Here is a 17755-nt window from a genome sequence, read left to right as displayed (position 1 = left end):
CGCCGGTCCGAATCAGAGGTCCGACACTCCGCACCCGGCGGAGAAGGTGTGGTGGTCTGGGCTACTGGCCAGTGCACCCCGATTGGGTTTGCCCCGATGCAGTGGATTATCGCGGGCGGGGCAGCCCTGGGGTAGTGCTGGTGGCATCCGTTAGCCACTGCACGATCGCTCGGTTTGTTTCTTCGGGCTTCTCTTGCTGGATCCAATGACCGCAGTCCAGGTTGACCACTTGCACGTTGGGGACGAACTCCGACAGATTCTCGGACTGCTGGACCCGATCACGGTCACCGTAGATCATGAGCGTGGGTTGCTGGATGATCGGGTTCGCATCCGCCAAGAGGTGCCAGTTGCGGTCGAGGTTTCTGTACCAATTGATGCTGCCCGTGAACCCTGAGGTTTCGAAGGCGGAGACGAAGACCCTCAGTTCGCTGTCGCTCAGCAGGGGATCACCCTGGGGCTTGTCCGCGTGGGCGAGATTGATCATCCACATGCCTGGCTCCGGCGCTGCGGGTGGCTCGTTCTTCCGGTACAGGTTGTGCAGGAAGCGGAACGTATTCTCGTTCAGTACGGCGTCCGCGACACCTGGCTGTCGATTGAAGTGAACGAAATAGAAGTCACCGCCGAGGGTTTCCTCCATCAGTTCGATCCAGGGTTTCTCTCCGCGTACTTGGTAGGGCAGGCTCAGATTTATCACCCTGTTCACGCGGTGCGGATGCAACAAGGTCAGCCCCCACACGACCATCGCACCCCAATCGTGACCGACGAAGGTGGCGTCGTCGTATCCGTAGTGATCGAGAAGCGCGATGAGATCACCCGACAGGTGTTCGATGTCGTAGTCCGTCACTTCGGTGGGGCGGGATGAATTTCCGTAGCCCCGCTGGTTCGGGACGATGACGTGATAGCCCGCGTCGGTGAGGGCGGGCAGCTGGTGCCGCCAGGAGAAGGCATGCTCCGGCCAGCCGTGGCAGAGCACTATGGGTCTTCCGGCGTTCTCTCGGCCTGCTTCGAAGACCTCCAGTTCCACACCGTTGACCGGGATGAGGGTGGGCTCGGGAAAGTCGGTTGGCTTGAACATGTAGCCATTTTGCGGAGCAAAACCGGTCACCTCATGACCGGTTTCTGTGAAATTCTTGTTCAGTGCGAACCGACCGGCTGGTAGCCATCCTCCTGCTGCTGCAACGGCGTGAGCAGGTGACCGCGGCGGAGGTCGCCCGCGAGCTGGAGGTCTCCGAGCGCACCGCCCGCCGCGATCTCGACGCCCTGGCCATGGCCGGGGTGCCCGTGTACTCCATGCAGGGCCGGGGCGGCGGCTGGCGGCTGCTGGGCGGCGCCCGCACCGATCTGTCCGGTCTGACCGCGGGTGAGGCCCGCGCCCTGTTCCTGGTCGCCTGTCCGGCCTCAGCGGCGACACCGGCCGTGAAAGCGGCGCTGCGCAAGCTCGTCCGCGCCCTGCCGGAGCCCTTCCGAGGGCAGGCCGAGGCGGCGGCGTCGTCATTGGTCGTCGACCCGCAACCCTGGGGGTCGAGCCGGGTCGAGCGCCGACCACCTCGCTTCCTCGACGAACTCCAAGACGCGGTGATCCACGGCGTCCGGGTGCGGCTCGGCTACGTCGACAGCACCGGCGCGGAAACCGAGCGCACCGTCCACCCGCTGGGCATCGTCACCAAAGGTCCGGCCTGGTATCTCGTCGCCAATACCGAGGCCGGTCGGCGAACCTTCCGAATCGACCGCGTGTCGTCGGCCGACCCGACCGGCCATCCCGTGCACCGACCCGAGAACTTCGACCTCGCCGAGAGCTGGCGCGAGATCGCCGACGAGGTCGACCGCGAGCGCACACCCCTCGAAATCCAGGCGGTCTGCGTGCCCCACGGGATCGACATACTCCGGATGGCGTTCGGCGGTCGGCTCGAGGTGGGAGGCCCCACGCCCGACGGCCGCATCGAGGTGGTGATCCGCGGCTCCGACGAGTGCGTGCTCGCCGGCGAGCTTGCCGGACTGGTCGAATGGCTCGAGGCGACCGGCCCTCCGAGCGTGCGAGCGCGCCTCGCCTCGATCGGCAGCGCACTCGTCGAGCGATACGGCTGACGCCCGTGCGGCGAGCCTCGGGGGTTCCGAGGCGCGGCTCGGTGTTGCCGCCTAACAGCGTCACGGACAGCACGACCGGCGTCTCGTGGGCACGGCCGGTCAAGTGGTGGTGGGCCGTCAGTCCGCCGGGCGGCGGTCGGCGAGGCCCTGGATGAGCCAGGCGTAGAGGAGGATCACCACCACCGGTGCGGCGATGGGGGCCCAGGCCAGGTGGATCGGTAGGAGGGCGGCGGCTCCGGCGGCGAGGGTGAAGACGATGGCTCCGGCTACCGAGGGGATGGTGGTGGGGACGACGCCGACGGGGGCGGAGACGGTGGCGGTGTTGAGCAGGTAGGTGGTGGCTACCAGGCCGATGGCTCCGGCTTCGACCGCGCCGGTGTCGAGCCAGGCGACCACGCCGACGGCGGACAGGACGGCGGCGACGGCGAGCACGCGCCAGCGCCAGCCCGCGATGACGAGGGCGAGGACCGGTAGGGCGGTCCAGGGTTCGAGGATGCCGACGGCGGTGGTGAGCAGCAGGCCGGAGAGGACGGCGAGGAATCTGGTCATCGGCGCACCCGGACGGTTCGGCGGTGTTCGGGGATGAGGCGCATGACCTGGTCCAGGCGGGTGCCTTCGGGCCAGGCGACGATGTCGACGCCGACGGTGCCCATATCGCGGTACATGGAGGCCCGCTCCAGCTGCCACATGCGGGCCAAGGTGTGGTCGAGGCCGTCGGCGAACGGTGCGCCGCGCAGCACGTCCACCACGACCACGACGTGTCCGCGTTTGCGCAGATCGATGAGCGCCAAGGCGAATTGGGTGTCCAGCAGGGTGGAGAAGGCCACCACGATCGCGCCGATCGGCACGGCGGTGTGCGGGGCGAGGGTGCCGGAGGTGGGGATGTGCTCCTCGCCGACGTCGAGTACCGCGTCGACGATGCGGTAGAACTGGCGGCGGCCGATATCGGGCCGCAGCCAGCGCGGCGACTTGCCCAGGCAGACCACGGCGGTGCGGTCACCGGCTTGCAGCGCCGACTGCGCCACCTGCGCCGCACCGCGCACGGACAGCTCCAGCGAATCCGAGGCCGGGCCGGGCGCTTGCAGTGAGGTGTCCACCAGCACGACCACATCCGCGGCCCGGTTGGTGAAGCGTTCGGTGACGAACAGTCGTCCGCGGCGCGCGCTCACCGGCCAGTTCACGGTGCGCAGCTGATCACCCGGCGCGTACGCGCGTACGTCGGCGAATTCCACCCCCGGCCCGTGCCGCCGGGTGAGATGGGTGCCGATGCGTTCGGGTAGTTCGGTGCGGGGCAATCGCATCCGCTGCGGGTCGGCGATCGGGTATACGAAGACCTCCCCGGCGGGCAGCCGCACCGACGCCACCGCCAGCCCGGCCGGGCTCAGCGCCGACACCCGGATGGGCACCGGGAACCGCCCCCAGCGCGGTGACGACAACGCCAGACGCAGTCCGGCGGGCGCGGTTCCGGAGTCGACCGACTCCTCCACCCGCAGTTCCATTCCGGCAATGGGTTCCGGGTACAGCCGCAGCAGCGCATACCCGGACTCCACGAACGTCGCGACCGCGAGGGTCACTTCCTCGGTTTCGAAGCAGCGCAGAATTCCGGCCCCGTCCACCTGGATGCGGGTGCGCGACTGTTGCAGCGGCGCGGTCGCCAGCACGCCGAGCATGGGGGCGGCGAACACCACCAGCTGCCATCGGCCCAGCACGATGGCGAGCACCAGTGCGGGTGCCGAGGCCACGGCCAGCATGTACACCAGCGGCGCCGGCCGCCACCGCAATTCGGCCTCGGTGACGGTGCTGGTGTCGCGGTGTCTCATGTCGTGGTGGCGCGCGGCACCGGCAGCCGTCGCAGCAGTTCGGCGATCACGTCCTCGCCCCGGATGCGGCGCACCCACATTTCGGGGCGCAGTGTGATGCGGTGGGCCATGGCCGGAATGGCAAGGGCTTTCACGTCTTCGGGGACCACGAAGTCGCGGCCGTTCAGCAGTGCCCGTGCCCGCGACATCTGCACCAGGTCGAGTTCCGCGCGCGGGCTCGCGCCCACCTCCACCTGCGGATGGCCGCGGGTCGCCGACGCCAGCGACACCACGTAGCCGACCACATCGGGGTGCACGCTCACGAATTCGACGGACTGGCGCATCTCGAGCAGGCCCTCGGCGTCGACCACCTGCCCCACTTGGCCGGGGGCCGAACCGCGTTCGAGCCGCCGCCGGATCATCTGCATCTCGTCCTGTTCGGACAGGTACCCCAGCCGCAGTTGCATGGCGAAGCGGTCCAGCTGCGCCTCGGGCAGCGGATAGGTGCCCTCGTACTCGATGGGGTTGTCGGTGGCCATCACGATGAAAGGCTGTGGCAGCGGGAATGTTTCGCCGTCGATGGACACCTGGCCCTCGGCCATGGCCTCCAGCAGTGCGGCCTGCGTCTTGGGCGGGGTGCGGTTCACCTCGTCGGCGAGCAGCATATTGGTGAACACCGGTCCACGGCGGAAACTGAAACGGCCCGAATGCATGTCGTAGATGGTGGAACCGATGAGGTCGGCGGGAAGCAGGTCGGGGGTGAACTGCACGCGGGTGAAGTTCAGGCCCAGTGCGGCGGCGAAGGAGCGCGCGATGAGGGTCTTGCCCAGGCCGGGCAGGTCCTCGATGAGCACGTGCCCGCCGGACAGCACCGCGATCATGATCAGTTGCAGTTCTTCGCGCTTGCCGACCACCACCCGGGACAGTTCCCGCAGCACCCCGTCGGTGCGCTTGATGGTGATGTCCATCGGTGAGGTCATAGTTCTTCTCGCATCTCGGGTGTCACATGTTCTGGAGGCGGCGCAGGATCTCGTCCAGCGCCGCGCGGCCCGGCGCGCGGGTGTTCTGGTCGCGCAGCGCGGAATTGGCCGGGTCCACCCAGCGCCACAGTTCCGGACCGAACTGCAGCACCCCGGCCGCTTCGGCGGCCCGCCGGTTCTTGGTGTGGCGGTGGCCGCTGGAGAGTTCGAATTCCTTGGCCAGCAACGGTCGTAGATGGCGGTCCCAGTCGGCGCGGGTGCCCTCGGAGCGCTCGGCCAGCATCTGTGCGCGCGCCTGCCAGCGGTGCAGCATTTCGGCCGGGCCGTTGTCGACCTCGTTGTCGGCCAGGTCGGCGCGGTCGATGCGGCGGGATCGCTCGACCAGCGACCAGATGAGCAGCGCCAGCGCCCCGGCCACCGGAATGGCGGCGACGATCAGCAGGGTGTCCCGCTGATTGCCGAAGGCCAGCACTTCGAACAGGGCCACCAGCAGCAGCGCCCCGATCACCACGGCGGTGCGATTCATGTCCGGACCCCCATCCAGACCTGTTGTGCAGCAATAAATTTCATACTCTCTGCCCCTGCAGATCCTGCAATACGATACGCAGCAGCTGCTCGGCCCGCATCCGCTGCCACTCCAACATCGAATGCGGGCTGAAGCGGGCCTCCTCGAACAGCGCCACCAGCTCCCGCGCGGACGCGTCGTGCAGCACGCCGCGTTCGAAGGCCCGCGCCAGCACCTCGGACGGGGTGTCCGAGGCCAGCGGGGCCACCTCGCGCGCCTGCGCCAGACCCCGTTCCATGGCCACGTAGCAGGCGATGATGGCGGTGCGCGGATCCTGGCCCGGCGCGATCATGGCCGCCAGGCCCATTTCCGCCACCTTGGCCAGCGAGACCATGTCGCGGGCCGCCTCCGGCGTGGGCGGCGTGGTGTGCGCCATCGGCCTGCGCCGGGAGCCCACCGCGACCACCACCAGGCCGACCATGGCCACCGCCACCAGCGCTACCGCTCCGGCTCCCACCAGCATGAGCGCGGCGCCGGAGAGCCGGGGTGCGGTGACGGGGTCCGACGGTGCCGTATCCGGTACCGCGGTGGCGGTTTCCGAGGTGGCCGGGGCCGTGCGGTTCTCGGCCGGTTCGTCACGGGCGGGGCCGACCAAGAGCACCGAGACCGCCGCGGTGAGCAGCAGGGCGAGGGCGGCCAGCCCGATCAGGATCAGCAGTCCGAGGCGGCTCAGCCGCCACTGTTCACGGCCGGAGTCCCGATCGGGTTCCGGCATGGCCAGGGGCAGCCGATGCTGGCTGTTGATGACGCCCGCGAGCAGGATCACCACCGAGACCAGCAGCAGGACCGGCATCAGGGCCACCGCCACCACCGGGGGTGTGTGCGGTGCGCGCGGCCCGCCGGTGCCGGGGATGTGGCCGCGCAGGGCGAGCACGGCCAGCACCAGGAGCGCGATCAGTCCGATCGCGCGCGATGCCACCGCTCGCACCCCGGTCACGAGCACCCCCAGCCAACCTGAGTCCTGCACAAAACAGGGTCATAGTTACATGCCAAGCGGTCCGTCGGGCGGGAAATGGCGAACACGGATTACCCACGGTCACCGCATAGGTCACCGGTTCTCGCGAAGTCCCCAGATCAGTGCGGATTCGCTTGTGAACTCGCACAATGCCTGCGGGATCCGCAGCGTCGATCTGAAACGGGTTATCTCGAAGTTCGAATAGTCGGCGAACCCGCCGATATCGCCCGGCGGCCGTCGGAACCGCCTCCGCTCAGGCCGATTCCAGCAGCGGATCGACCTGCCCGGCATCCGCCCGCCGCGCCACCAGTCGGCCCAGCGCCCGGAAGTCCCAGCCCGCGGTCAGCCAGGGTTCGGGATCGAGGGCGTTGCGGGCGTCGATGAGCACCCGGCGGCGCGCCACCGAGCTCAGCAGCACCGGATCGAGGTCGCGGAATTCGCGCCATTCGGTCAGATGCAGCACCACATCCGCGCCGAGCACCGCGGCGGTCGCGTTCGGCGCGTACCGCAGCTGCGGAGCGATCCGGCTGGCGGACCGGTTGGCCTCCGGATCGTAGACGGTGACCTCGATTCCGGCGTGGTGCAGCCGCACGGCCACATCCAGGGCCGGGGAATCGCGCACATCGTCGGAGAGCGGTTTGAACGCCGCACCCAGCACGGCCACCCGGCCGGTGGGGCGGTCGCCGCCCAGCGCCTCCAGGGTCTCCAGCACCACGCGCTCGCGGCGGCGCAGGTTGATGGCGTCGACGCTGTCGAGGAAGCGCACCGACTCCGGCACGCCCAGTTCCCCGGCGCGGGCGATGAGCGCGCGCACATCCTTGGGCAGGCAGCCGCCGCCGTAACCCAGACCCGCGCCCAGGAATTTGCGGCCGATGCGGTCGTCGTGGCCGAGCGCGTCGGCCAGCAGGTTCACATCCGCGCCGGTGATCTCGCACAGCTCCGCCATGGCGTTGATGAAGGAGATCTTCGTGGCGAGAAAGGCATTGGCCGAGACCTTGACCAGCTCCGCGGTCGGCAGGTTGGTGACCACCACCGGCGCGCCCTCGGCGATGGCGGCGGCGTACACCTGCCGCAGCGCCCATTCCGCGTCCGGCGTGTTGACACCGAAGACCAGGCGATTCGGGTGCAGGGTGTCGTAGACGGCGTGGCCCTCGCGCAGGAACTCGGGATTCCAGGCCAGTTCCACGGCGATGCCGCGCGGTGCGAGCTCGTCGATGCGCGCGGCGAGGGCCTCGGCGGTGCCCACCGGGACCGTGGACTTGCCCACGATCAGGCAGTTGCGGGTCAGGTGCGGCACCAGACCTTCGATCGCCGCGTACAGCTGCGTGAGATCCGCCGCGCCCGTGGGGCTTTCGGGGGTTCCGACGCACAGGAAGTGCACATCGGCGAAGCTCGCGGCCTCGGCCGGTGAGGTGCCGAAGCTCAGTCGGCCCTGGTCGACGTGCTTGCTCAGCAGGTCCGGCAGGCCCGGCTCGTGGAAGGGCACCCGCCCGGCCGCCAGTGCGGCGGCCTTGGCGGCATTGTTGTCGACGCCCAGGACGTCGAATCCGAGTTCGGCCATGCCCGCGGCATGGGTCGCGCCGAGATATCCCGTGCCGATGACGGATATGCGCAACATCAGCAGGCCTCCTTGGTGAGCCGCTCGTCGCCACGTCGCTCGGCGATGACCTCGCGGTAGTAGCTGACGAGCAGGTGGTTGACCGCTGCCCAGGAGCGGTTCCGCACGCTCTGCTGGGCGGCGGCAGCGGTCCGGTGGCGCAGCGCGGGATCGTTCACGAGCTGCTCGACGAAGCCGACCATGGCGTCGGCATCGCCCGGGGGATAGAGGAATCCGGTGCCGGGCTCGACCACGTCGACGGGGCCGCCCGCGGCCGGTGCGACCACGGGCACACCGGAGGCGAGAGCCTCCTGCGCTGCCTGGCAATAGGTTTCGTGTCGGCCGGTGTGCACGAAGACATCGAGGGAGGCGTACGCGGCGGCCAGCTCCTCGCCGTGCAGGACACCGAGGAAGGCGGCGTGCGGCAACAGTTTTCGCAGCCGCGCCTCCTCCGGGCCGCCGCCGACCACGACCAGCCGGACATTCGGCAGCCGCCGCAGGTGCGCGAGCAGTTCCAGTTCCTTCTCGGGGGCGAGGCGGCCGATATAGCCGACCAGGGCTTCGCCACGGGGGGCCAGGCGTTCGCGCAGCTCTCGGGAGCGGCGCGACGGGTCGAACTGCTCCAGGTCCACGCCGCGCGGCCAGCGCGCCAGGCCGGGCACGCCCATGAGCTCGAGCTGGCGCAGGCTTGCGGTGGACGGGGCCAGTGTGCGGTCCACCCGCAGGTGGATGCGGCGGGTCAGCTCGGTCATGGCGCGCACGCCGCCGGGCAGGTCGTAGCGCTGCGCGAAGCCCACCAGATCGGTTTGGTAGATGGCGACCGAGGGCACGTCGCGTTCGGCGGCGACCACCGCGGCCTGATAGCCGAGGGTGGCGGGGGAGGCGATGTGCACGACGTCGGGTCGAAAGGACGCCATGATGCGGCGCAGGCGGCGACGCGTCTCCAGGCCGATGCGGAAGTCGCGGTAGAACGGCAGCCGCGCGCCGCGCGCCACGCGCACCGGGAATCCGGCGTAGCTGCGCGGGCCGGTGGGGGCGAGCAGTTCGGCCTGGTGGCCCTCGGCGGCGAGATGGTCGAGCACCCGGCGCACCGAGTTGGTGACACCGTTGACCTGTGGCAGGAAGGATTCGGCGACGACCAGCACCCGCAGTCGGTCTTCGCGCTGGTCTGCGAGGGGTAGGGGCTCGGGAATCGACTCCCGGGCCTTTTTCAGGATTCGCATCGGGTCCCCTCCGGTCGGTGCTGCCTCCTGCAAGCACCGTAAGAAGCCGCCCGCAACGTCAGCCCCCGTAGGTATGGACGGGACATGAACCCCGAACGTCGGTCCGGTCGGCGAGTTCACTCGGCCGTCAGACTCGCTTCGCGCACATGATCAATGCTGGTCGCCAGCGTGAAATCGAAGGGTGCTGAGCCGACTGAGCGCCCGCCCGAGGTCCGGCACCCCGGCCACATCCCGCCCCAGGTGGCTCCGGGCAACCCGGGCGTACACCCACAGCTCCAGATCGGCGTCGTAGAGCACATCGACCAGATGCGCGAACCGCATGACCCATTCCGGATCGACCGTGCCGAGCGCGGGTACCTCGCAGAGCGTCCAACGGCGAAACTTCCCGGCGAGTTCCAGAAAGTCCGCCGCCGACACCGGAATTCCACACAGCTCCGCGAAATCGACGGTCAGCGACCCGGATTCGGCCCGCCGTGCACGCAACAGACGATGACCGATGGGTACCGTCACGTCGCCGTGCACACCGCAGTCGTCGACGACGTACGCCCCGGCCGCGAAGCCCCCGCCCCGCCCGCCCGCGGTGCGGTAGTCCCGAGGACCGTCCACCGGCACCACGTCGAGGTTCTCGCGGATGCGCTCGATGGTCGGGACGAACAGCCGGTGGAACAGCGGATGGGGCAGCAGCCGCTCCGGCGCGTAGTTCGAGGTCACCACCAGCGTGATGCGCCGCGCGAACAAGGTGTCGAGCAGCCGCGCGACCAGGGTGGCATCACCGGGATCGTGCACGTGGAATTCGTCGAAGCACACCAGTTCGGCACCGTCCAGCAGCGCGTCCACCGCCCCGCCGATGGAACCGGTCTCGTGCACGGCCCGATGCAACTGCGCGAAGAACCCGTGGAAGTGAAAGCGGCGCTTGCGATCCGAGTGCGGCCCGGCGAGGAAGTGGTCCATGAGCATGGTCTTCCCCCGCCCCGGCCGCCCGTGCAGGTACACCCCGCGCGCCCGCCGCCACCGCCGCCCGAGCCGCCCGTCGAGCTCCGCCAACCGCCGTGCCGCGACCAGTTGATCCGCGTCCAGGGCCACTGCGTCGACACCCATCCCGCCCTCCCTTGCCTCTACATTTGTAGAGTTCCCTCTATAGTTGTAGAGGGTCGCGAGAGGGCTCGCGCGGAAAGGTGACCATGTCCACAGTGCTCGACCGCCGCACCCGCATCGTGGACTCCGCCATCGAACTCATCGCCACCCGGGGGCTGCGAGCGCTGACCCACCGCGCCCTGGATACCGCGCTGGACCTACCCGCGGGCTCCACGTCCTATTACTTCCGCACCAAACGCGCCCTCATCGAGGCCGTCGTCGATCGCATCCACACCCGCTCCCGCGACGACTTCGCCTCGATGCGGCGCGACCTGAACGATCAGGTCACCACCGCGAACATCGCCCGCTGGCTCGATCGCCTGTTGGCTCACCGCCGTGACCACCTGATCGTGCGGCACGCGCTGCTCGTGGATCTCATGGGTGACGCGGAACTGCGGTCCCGATTGACCGCATCGCTGTTCTCCCTCGACAAGGCTCGCGAGCTGTTCGCCGCCTTCGGCTCCCGCACTCCGGAATCCGACGCCGCCGACTTCATCGCCGTCCTCGAAGGCATCCTCTTCGACCGCTACGCCGGTGCGCGTATGCACCTGCCCGCCGGTACCGCCGGCAGTATTCGCCAACTCGAGCGCATCCTCGCGGTACACCTTTCGGGGTTGGGAGAACGGCCCATTCGGATGGGACTCGGCAGCCGATGAATGGCTGAGTTCCACGATGCCGTGCTCGCCCACCGGCACCCGGCGACCGCACGTGTGGGCGAGACATCCGGGAATATCGACGGAATCGGTCGACAGCGGTGGTGGAATGCTTCGTGCGCTACTTCGGCCGGCTGAACTCGCCTGTGGCGATGCCCGCCGTGAAGGCGTCCCACTCGGCCGCGCCGAAGATCAGTGCCGGGCCGGACGGGTTCTTGGAGTCCCGGACTCCGACCGCGTTTCCGCCGAGGAACGCGACCTCCACGCATTCCTTGCCACCCCCGCTGCGGCTGCTCTTGATCCACTTGGCCTGGGACAGATCATCGTTCACGCTGGTACTCCCTTGCTTTATCCCGCAGCAGTGATCTGGTGATGCTCTCATCCAGCGAAGCGCTGGAGGCTCTGCCACGCGTGCGTGTACCGCTCGACGATACTCAGCTTCTCGCTGTACATGTCGCTCGTAAAGCCTTCGGAATAGACGATGGTCGGCTCTTCCGGTGCGCCACGACTGTCTGTGCCGAACTCCAGGATGATGAAGGGGCCTACCTGCTCACCGGTAGGGCAGCCTGCCGACAGCGGCAGAAGCCGAACAGTGATGTTGGGACGACTACTGGCGTCGGCGAGATGGCGCAGCTGAGCAGCCATGACCGCAGGTCCGCCGATCACACGGCGCAACACTGTCTCTGCCAACACGACGTGCAGGAAGGCGGGCTTCGTGTGTCGGGTGATCTTCCGTTGCCGCCCCATCTTCAGTCGCACGCGGCCTGCGATGTCGTGCTCGGTATCGTTCGGATAGGCGTTCCGGGCCAGGACGCGTGCGTAGTCGGTGGTCTGCAGTAGCCCGGGCACCAGATCTGGTTGGTAGCTCGTCAACGACTGCGCGGCTGATTCGAGTCCGATGTAGACGTTGAAATTGGCTGGAATGACATCGCCGAACTCGTGCCACCAGCTCTTTTCCGCTGCCTGCTGCGCCAGCCCCCGCAGCCCGGCCGCTCGGTCGTCGTCGATCGCGTAGATCTCGATCAACCCGTCGAGATCGCGTATCCGGATCTTCTGGTTCATCCCCTTCTCGATGCGCTGCAAGCTGCTCTTGCCCCATTCCATGAGCTTCGCGGCGTCCTCGAGTGTCATCCCCACCGATTCCCGCGCGTCCCTGAGATACCTGCCCAGCTGACGTCGGGTGATACTGCTGTCGCCTTCCAACATGTCAGTCCCGTTCCGGATCGGCCCGTGGTCCCGTATCGGATTGATCGTCGCAGGTGGATCGGTTGCCGTGCTGCGAATTCGGGAGAGTTATTCGGATTCCCTATTTTCACTTTCGGAAGCCCCCGGCATTGGTTGTGCTTGCGCACACGACTACCAGCGGACAGGGGTGACAGATGACCACGCGCACCAGGCTGTGGGAGTTCCCCGGCGGCGTGCTCGAACTCCGCGATTGCGACGACGCCCGGACATGCGTCGCCGGTCCGGGCGTGTACCTGGAGTTCTACAGCGCCGAAGCGACAGAGCGAGGGAGCGGAATGCGTGACAAGCCAACGGCCATAGGCTATCTGCGGACCGATGTGTCCGGCCCGGCCCGGCTCCGGGATCAGAGCCGGATACGAGAACTCGCGAGCCGTCTCGGCTACGACTTCGCGGACATGATCGTCTACGACCCCAAGTTCGGGCGGCCGCCACTGGCCCGGTTGAAGGCACAGGCCACCCGCTTGGACGCCGCGGCCGTCATCGTCCCCGGCCCCGAGCACTTCGAGGGCGGACGGGTGCCGGTGGGGCTGGTCGAACAGCTCGACGTGATCACTGTCGACCCGGAGGTGACCTACGTGCGAGGCGCGATGACCCCGGGCGTGCCGCCCGCCGCCGCGGACGAGTCCTGCCCGTCGTCTCGGAGAGGAGTTCGGCCCATCCGGGCGGAGGTCGGCATCGAATGCTACAACAGGAGTATTGATAGCAAGATGTCCGGAGATATATCATGAGCTATATGAAAACCATGATCGACCTGAATGACGAGGCCCTGGCGCTGGCTGCCAAGGAACTCGGCACCACGACCAAAAAAGATACGGTCAATGCCGCGCTGGAGTTCGTCGCGGAGCGCCGGAGACGCATCGAGCAAGTCTTGAACGACCCGTTCGGCTTGGGAGTCGGCCCCGATATCGGGGACCCCGAGGTCATGCGTCAGGCTCGCCGTTGAGTGAAACCACCCCGTTGCGACTGCATCTGATCGATACTTCGGCGGCCGCGCGGACTCGTCACGCAGTCGTCCGGAAGGTCATCTCCGGGCTCATTGTGGACCGGGCCGCCGCAACGTGTGCGACGGTTGATCTGGAGGCCGGATTCTCCGGCCGGAACCTGGCGGAAGTCCAGAAGATCGCACACAGCCGCCGAGCCGGCTATGTCAACCTGCCGATCAACGAGACCATCGCGGACCGCGCGCGCGAGGTTCAGTTGCTGATGGCCCGGCACGGATTGCATCGTGCCGCCGGTATCGTTGATCTGCTGACGGCCGCTGTCGCGGAGTTTCACGGTGCCGTACTCGTGCACTACGACTCGGACTTCGAACACATCGCTACCGTCACGCGGCAACCGCACGTGTGGGTCGCACCTCCTGGCAGCATCGACTGAGCCGGTTGAGCGAGCGGCCGAACTGATTGCGGCGCACTCCACGCCTGCTGCACCCATGCACGGCAATAGCGACATGCGAGGGGGAACTGGTGGCGGCGTCGGTCGAGTAGCGCCCGCCACCAGTTCCCCCTCGGCGGCTAGGCGAGGGTGAGGGTGACGTCGTTGAGGACGGGGGCGTTGTCGCGTTCCACGACGGTGGCGGTGATGGTGAGTTCGTTGTCGGTGCGCCAGATTCGGGTGCGGATGGTTTCGCCGGGGTAGAGCACGCCGGCGAAGCGGGCGCGGAAGCCCTTGACGCGGGCGGCGTCTCGGTCCAGCGCGGTGTCGGTGGCGGTCTTGAGGACCAGGCCGTAGGTGCACAGGCCGTGCAGGATGGGGTTGGGGAATCCGGCGTTGCGGGCGAATTCGGGGTCGGAGTGCAGGGGGTTGCGGTCGCCGCACATGCGGTAGAGCAGGGCCTGCTGCGGGAGGGTGGGGGTGAGGACGTCGAAATCGGGTGCGCGGTCGGGCAATTCGGTTGTGGAGGAGGGGCCGCGGTCGCCGCCGAAACCGCCCTCGCCCTTGGCGAAGATGGAGGAGCGGGCCGTCCACAGCGGTTCGCCGTCGGAGCCGGTGGCGGTGTCCTCGCGCCACACCACCGCGGCCGAGCCCTTGTCCCAGATATCGGTGACGCGGCCGACCGTGGTGGCCTTGCCGGAGGCGGGGATCGGGCGGTGCACCACGATCTCCTGGCTGCCGTGCACCACCTTCGCCAGGTCGATGTCGATACCGGTGAACTTCACCTCGGGTGGCGCGGTCTCGTGGAAGGTGGGGGCGACGGTGGCGAAGGACGGCAGCACCTGCGGCTCCCGGTCGTCGAGATACCGCAGCTCCGCCGCGTCGGTCCACCGCGCGCCCGCGCCGAGCGCCAGGTTGTAGTGCTGCACATCGCTGGGCGACCAGGCGAACTCCCGCCCGGGGATCTCCGCGCCGAGTGCGCTGTTCAGGTCGATGGGCATGTGGTCTCCTCGTGAATGTCGGTGAGCGGCGCTCCCAGGGGGCCGCCGCGTCGTATCCGGGCAGTGGCCGCGCGGACGAACCCATGCGGCTCCGATCCTCTTGCCGCGCCCGCGTCGGCGCAAGCCCCGTGCTCGCTCGTCGAGACGGTCCGATCGGTGTCTCCACCGGATTGCTGCGGGGGGTCCTACTTGGAGCGGGGTTCGAAAGCCCCCTGCCGCGCTTGTGCGTCGGCGCACGGGGCGGGAGCCGGGTCTTGGTCCAGCTCGCCGCTGGCACATCCATCGGTGTGGTGGGTCTCGATGTCCAACCCCGAGCGGCAGCCGCCCGCCGGGCCGGTATGCCCCCGGCGGGCGACCGCCGTGTCTTCGGCTGTATCGCATATTCGGTTGTGCCGCCCGGGGTGTGCAGGCACCGACGGGCAGGGTGGGTTGGGCGCGCTCGCTGTGACCCGGACGCGCCCAACCCGATCCTGAACCGGGTTGGGACGGTTCAGGACGCTGTGGCGGCCTCGCTCCGCTTCGCCTTGGCGGCGATGTCGAGGACGGCCAGGTAGGCGAAGGTGATGGCCGGGCCGATGGTCGCGCCGGGTCCGGCGTAGGTGTGGCCCATGGCGGGGGTGGCGCTGTTGCCGGAGGCGTAGAGGCCCTCGATGACGGTGCCGTCCTCGCGCAGCACGCGTCCGGCGGTGTCGGCGACGAGTCCGCCCTTGGTGCCGAGGTCGCCGGGCACCATCTTGGCCGCGTAGAACGGTCCCTGCACCAGCGCGGCCAGGCACGGGTTCGGCTTCACGGTCGGATCGCCGTAGTACCGGTCGTAGTGGCTCTTGCCGCGCCCGAAGTCCTCGTCCACGCCGGTTTCGGCGAACGAGTTGAACCGTTCGACGGTGGCGGTGAGATTCGCCGCGGGCACCCCGATCCGGTCGGCCAGTTCGGCGATGGTGTCGGCCTTGACGATGTTGTCGTTTTCCATCCAGCGGGACGGAATCCGCTGACCAGGCTGCAATCCGGCGAAGATGTAGCGGTTGCGGTAGCGCTGGTCGAATACCAGCCAGGCCGGGATGTTCTCGCCCGGACCGTCACCCTGCCCGTATTCGCCGCCGTACATGGTGTGCACGGCCTCGACGTAAGGAGCGGACTCATTACCGAATCGCTTGCCGTCGGCGTTGACCATGATGGTGCCGGGCAGATTCCGTTCGGCCAGTGCGAACCACGGTTTGCCGCTCTTGAAGATGGTCGGCCCCCACCAGGCGTCCTCCATGAAGTCCACCGCGCCCCCGGCTTCCATACCGGCGATGATGCCGTCGCCGGTATTGGCCGCCGCGCCGGTGGTCCATTCGGTGCCGATGGGCTGGCGCTGGTACTTGGTGCGCATCTCGGCGTTGTGTTCGAAGCCGCCGCTGCCCAGCACCACGCCGTGGCGGGCGCGGAAGACGACGGGCTTGCCGTCGCGCAGCGCCTCGACGCCCACCACGCGCCCGTCCTCCACGATGAGCTTGGTCATGGGGGTCTCGAGCAGCACGGGCACGTTCGCGTCCATGAGTCCCTTGCGCATGGCGGCGATGATGGCCTGCCCCATGCCGAGGATGTGCTTGCCGGTCCACTTGGCGAGATAGGTGCGCGCGCCGACCCGCATGGCGCGCATGATGCCCTTGGGGTGGCGGCGGATGAGGTTCAACCGCACGAAATCGGCCTGCATGACCACGACGTTGAGCGGGGCCTTGGCGTAGGGCGGCTCCAGTTTGAAGCGTTCCTCGCCGAGGATCTTGGCATTGAACGGTGCGGGTTCGCAGGAGCGGCCCTCGCCCCGGCCGCCGGGAGCCTCCGGGTAGTAGTCGGAGTAGCCGGGCACCCACTTCATCCGCAGCGGGGTGTGGTCGAGCACGAAGTCGAAGGCTTCCGCGCCGCGGTCGATGTAGGTGTCGATCCGGTCGGCGGGCACCGCGTCGCCGATGATGCTGTGCAGGTAGGTGCGGGCTTCCTCGCGGTCGTCGGGGCGTCCGGCGGCCTGCAGCGCCTTGTTCCCCGGAATCCATACGCCTCCACCCGAGCGTGCGGTGGATCCGCCGTAGTGGGGTGCCTTCTCGATGAGCACCGCACGCAGCCCGTGGTGGGCGGCGGTGAGCGCGGCGGTCATCCCGGCGGCTCCGCTGCCGACCACCACCACGTCGTAGCTGTGCTCGCTACTAACCGGATCGTTCATGTAGAACACGTTATAGAATCAAACCAGGTTTGGTCTATCTTGGTCTGGCAGCTGGGACTCTCGGGGCGAAACCCGGAAACGAAACTCGTTTCAGTTCCTATGCTCGGTACGGCCCGGGTCAACGGCCTGACCCTCGATGGAAGGAAACAAGCGTGCTATCCGACGCGGTACGGAAGGAACTGGCAGAAGAGCTCGCCGTCGCCGAGCGGGATCGGGTGCCGCTCGATCCGCTGGTGGCGCGGTATGCCGACATCGATGTCGTCGACGCCTACGAGATCCAGCTCATCAATATCCGGCGGCGGATCGACGGCGGCGCACGTGTGATCGGTCACAAGGTCGGGCTCTCCTCCGAGGCCATGCAGCGGATGATGGGCGTGGACGAACCCGACTACGGCCATCTGCTCGCGGAAATGGAAGTCTTCGAAGACATTCCGGTGGACACCTCGAAATACCTGTACCCGCGGGTCGAGGTCGAGGTGGGATTCGTGCTGGGCGCGGACCTGCCGGGCGAGGACTGCACCGAAGCCGACGTGCTGGCGGCGACCGTCGCCTACGCGCCCGCCATCGAGCTGATCGACACCCGCATCAAGGAGTGGAAGATCGGCCTGTGCGACACCATCGCCGACAACGCCTCCTCGGCGGGCTGGGTGCTGGGTCCGCAGCGCGTCGCCCCGGATCAGTTGGATATCAAGAAGATCGACGCCGTGCTCACCCGCAACGGCGAGGTGGTGGCCCAGGGACGCAGCGACGCCGTGCTCGGCGATCCGACCATCGCGGTGGCGTGGCTGGCGCGCAAGGTCGCCTCGTTCGGGGTGCGTCTGCGCAAGGGCGACATCGTGCTGCCCGGCTCCTGCACCCGCGCCATCGACGCCCGCCCGGGTGACGACTTCACCGCCGAGTTCGCCGGACTCGGTTCCGTCCGTCTGCGTTTCAGCTAGGAGAACTGC

General features: G+C 68.2%; 19 protein-coding genes. 6 read left to right on the top strand and 13 right to left on the bottom strand.

Annotation, left to right across the window (positions count from 1 at the left end; genetic code table 11):
• Positions 1–106: 106 nt before the first annotated feature.
• Entirely contained in the window at positions 107–1075 is a 969-nt protein-coding gene (locus QMO76_RS25205; protein WP_306363799.1) for an alpha/beta fold hydrolase, read from the bottom strand.
• 62 nt (positions 1076–1137) lie between these two features.
• On the opposite strand from QMO76_RS25205, the gene QMO76_RS25200 reads away from it, so the two are divergent.
• Positions 1138–2085 carry a YafY family protein gene (locus QMO76_RS25200; RefSeq protein WP_306363798.1) on the top strand — a complete coding sequence of 316 codons (948 nt, stop codon included), beginning with the start codon at positions 1138–1140 and terminating at the stop codon, positions 2083–2085.
• A gap of 117 nt (positions 2086–2202) precedes the next feature.
• On the opposite strand, the gene QMO76_RS25195 is transcribed toward QMO76_RS25200, so the two are convergent.
• The 8 genes from QMO76_RS25195 to zapE form a co-directional block, all read right to left on the bottom strand.
• On the bottom strand, positions 2203–2634 hold the full coding sequence (locus QMO76_RS25195; RefSeq protein WP_306363797.1) for a hypothetical protein: 432 nt from the start codon (positions 2632–2634) through the stop codon (positions 2203–2205).
• On the bottom strand, positions 2631–3905 hold the full coding sequence (locus QMO76_RS25190) for a DUF58 domain-containing protein (RefSeq protein WP_306363796.1): 1275 nt from the start codon (positions 3903–3905) through the stop codon (positions 2631–2633). Before QMO76_RS25190 ends, QMO76_RS25195 begins: the two co-directional genes overlap by 4 nt.
• Complete coding sequence (locus QMO76_RS25185) at positions 3902–4864, bottom strand: MoxR family ATPase (protein WP_306363795.1); 963 nt, start codon at positions 4862–4864, stop codon at positions 3902–3904. The genes QMO76_RS25190 and QMO76_RS25185 overlap by 4 nt, the downstream gene beginning before the upstream one ends.
• 22 nt (positions 4865–4886) lie before the next feature.
• Complete coding sequence (locus QMO76_RS25180; RefSeq protein WP_306363794.1) at positions 4887–5390, bottom strand: hypothetical protein; 504 nt, start codon at positions 5388–5390, stop codon at positions 4887–4889.
• Positions 5391–5430: 40 nt separating this feature from the next.
• Positions 5431–6348, bottom strand: coding sequence for a DUF4129 domain-containing protein (locus QMO76_RS25175; protein WP_306363793.1), 918 nt, complete (start codon positions 6346–6348; stop codon positions 5431–5433).
• 289 nt (positions 6349–6637) lie between these two features.
• On the bottom strand, positions 6638–7999 hold the full coding sequence (locus QMO76_RS25170; protein WP_306363901.1) for a UDP-glucose/GDP-mannose dehydrogenase family protein: 1362 nt from the start codon (positions 7997–7999) through the stop codon (positions 6638–6640).
• Between the two features lie 2 nt (positions 8000–8001).
• The gene (locus QMO76_RS25165) at positions 8002–9204 is read right to left on the bottom strand and encodes a glycosyltransferase family 1 protein (RefSeq protein ID WP_306363792.1); all 1203 of its coding nucleotides are present in this window, start codon (positions 9202–9204) and stop codon (positions 8002–8004) included.
• Positions 9205–9354: 150 nt separating this feature from the next.
• Positions 9355–10302: a cell division protein ZapE gene (gene zapE, locus QMO76_RS25160; protein WP_306363791.1), complete on the bottom strand. Its 948-nt coding sequence runs from the start codon at positions 10300–10302 to the stop codon at positions 9355–9357.
• 83 nt (positions 10303–10385) lie between these two features.
• Between zapE and QMO76_RS25155 the strand changes: the two genes are divergently transcribed.
• Entirely contained in the window at positions 10386–10994 is a 609-nt protein-coding gene (locus QMO76_RS25155) for a TetR/AcrR family transcriptional regulator (RefSeq protein WP_306363790.1), read from the top strand.
• A gap of 118 nt (positions 10995–11112) precedes the next feature.
• Here the strand turns inward: QMO76_RS25155 and QMO76_RS25150 are convergent, their stop codons facing one another.
• Both QMO76_RS25150 and QMO76_RS25145 read right to left on the bottom strand, forming a co-directional pair.
• Positions 11113–11322 (bottom strand): DUF397 domain-containing protein, encoded by a 210-nt coding sequence (locus tag QMO76_RS25150; protein ID WP_306363789.1) that lies wholly within the window; start codon positions 11320–11322, stop codon positions 11113–11115.
• A gap of 47 nt (positions 11323–11369) precedes the next feature.
• Positions 11370–12122, bottom strand: a complete 753-nt coding sequence (locus QMO76_RS25145; protein ID WP_306363788.1) for a DUF5753 domain-containing protein — start codon at positions 12120–12122, stop codon at positions 11370–11372.
• 248 nt (positions 12123–12370) lie between these two features.
• Here QMO76_RS25145 and QMO76_RS25140 point away from each other — a divergent pair, with 248 nt between their 5' ends.
• The 3 genes from QMO76_RS25140 to QMO76_RS25130 are packed head-to-tail and all read left to right on the top strand — an operon-like array spanning position 12371 to position 13610.
• Positions 12371–12964 carry a hypothetical protein gene (locus QMO76_RS25140; RefSeq protein WP_306363787.1) on the top strand — a complete coding sequence of 198 codons (594 nt, stop codon included), beginning with the start codon at positions 12371–12373 and terminating at the stop codon, positions 12962–12964.
• 5 nt (positions 12965–12969) lie between these two features.
• Positions 12970–13179: a type II toxin-antitoxin system VapB family antitoxin gene (locus QMO76_RS25135; RefSeq protein WP_306363786.1), complete on the top strand. Its 210-nt coding sequence runs from the start codon at positions 12970–12972 to the stop codon at positions 13177–13179.
• Positions 13176–13610, top strand: coding sequence for a PIN domain-containing protein (locus QMO76_RS25130; protein ID WP_306363785.1), 435 nt, complete (start codon positions 13176–13178; stop codon positions 13608–13610). Before QMO76_RS25135 ends, QMO76_RS25130 begins: the two co-directional genes overlap by 4 nt.
• Positions 13611–13747: 137 nt before the next feature.
• Here QMO76_RS25130 and QMO76_RS25125 read toward each other — a convergent pair whose 3' ends face one another.
• Both QMO76_RS25125 and kstD read right to left on the bottom strand, forming a co-directional pair.
• Positions 13748–14608 carry a MaoC family dehydratase gene (locus QMO76_RS25125; protein WP_306363784.1) on the bottom strand — a complete coding sequence of 287 codons (861 nt, stop codon included), beginning with the start codon at positions 14606–14608 and terminating at the stop codon, positions 13748–13750.
• 490 nt (positions 14609–15098) lie between these two features.
• On the bottom strand, positions 15099–16817 hold the full coding sequence (kstD, locus tag QMO76_RS25120; RefSeq protein WP_372342072.1) for a 3-oxosteroid 1-dehydrogenase: 1719 nt from the start codon (positions 16815–16817) through the stop codon (positions 15099–15101).
• A gap of 143 nt (positions 16818–16960) precedes the next feature.
• Here kstD and QMO76_RS25115 point away from each other — a divergent pair, with 143 nt between their 5' ends.
• The gene (locus QMO76_RS25115) at positions 16961–17746 is read left to right on the top strand and encodes a 2-keto-4-pentenoate hydratase (protein WP_306363782.1); all 786 of its coding nucleotides are present in this window, start codon (positions 16961–16963) and stop codon (positions 17744–17746) included.
• Positions 17747–17755: the final 9 nt, after the last annotated feature.

The sequence above is a fragment of the Nocardia sp. CC227C genome, assembly GCF_030767025.1.
Classification (GTDB): domain Bacteria; phylum Actinomycetota; class Actinomycetes; order Mycobacteriales; family Mycobacteriaceae; genus Nocardia.
This window is presented reverse-complemented; position numbering and strand designations above follow the sequence as displayed.

Excerpts from the sequence above, each read along its gene's own strand:
- QMO76_RS25205 (WP_306363799.1), bottom strand. The coding sequence starts at position 1,075 with ATGTTCAAGCCAACCGACTTTCCCGAGCCCACCCTCATCCCGGTCAAC.
- QMO76_RS25195 (WP_306363797.1), bottom strand. The coding sequence starts at position 2,634 with ATGACCAGATTCCTCGCCGTCCTCTCCGGCCTGCTGCTCACCACCGCC.
- QMO76_RS25190 (WP_306363796.1), bottom strand. The coding sequence starts at position 3,905 with ATGAGACACCGCGACACCAGCACCGTCACCGAGGCCGAATTGCGGTGG.
- QMO76_RS25185 (WP_306363795.1), bottom strand. The coding sequence starts at position 4,864 with ATGACCTCACCGATGGACATCACCATCAAGCGCACCGACGGGGTGCTG.
- QMO76_RS25180 (WP_306363794.1), bottom strand. The coding sequence starts at position 5,390 with ATGAATCGCACCGCCGTGGTGATCGGGGCGCTGCTGCTGGTGGCCCTG.
- QMO76_RS25165 (WP_306363792.1), bottom strand. The coding sequence starts at position 9,204 with ATGCGAATCCTGAAAAAGGCCCGGGAGTCGATTCCCGAGCCCCTACCC.
- zapE (WP_306363791.1), bottom strand. The coding sequence starts at position 10,302 with ATGGGTGTCGACGCAGTGGCCCTGGACGCGGATCAACTGGTCGCGGCA.
- QMO76_RS25155 (WP_306363790.1), top strand. The coding sequence starts at position 10,386 with ATGTCCACAGTGCTCGACCGCCGCACCCGCATCGTGGACTCCGCCATC.
- QMO76_RS25145 (WP_306363788.1), bottom strand. The coding sequence starts at position 12,122 with ATGACACTCGAGGACGCCGCGAAGCTCATGGAATGGGGCAAGAGCAGC.
- QMO76_RS25140 (WP_306363787.1), top strand. The coding sequence starts at position 12,371 with ATGACCACGCGCACCAGGCTGTGGGAGTTCCCCGGCGGCGTGCTCGAA.
- QMO76_RS25135 (WP_306363786.1), top strand. The coding sequence starts at position 12,970 with ATGAAAACCATGATCGACCTGAATGACGAGGCCCTGGCGCTGGCTGCC.
- QMO76_RS25125 (WP_306363784.1), bottom strand. The coding sequence starts at position 14,608 with ATGCCCATCGACCTGAACAGCGCACTCGGCGCGGAGATCCCCGGGCGG.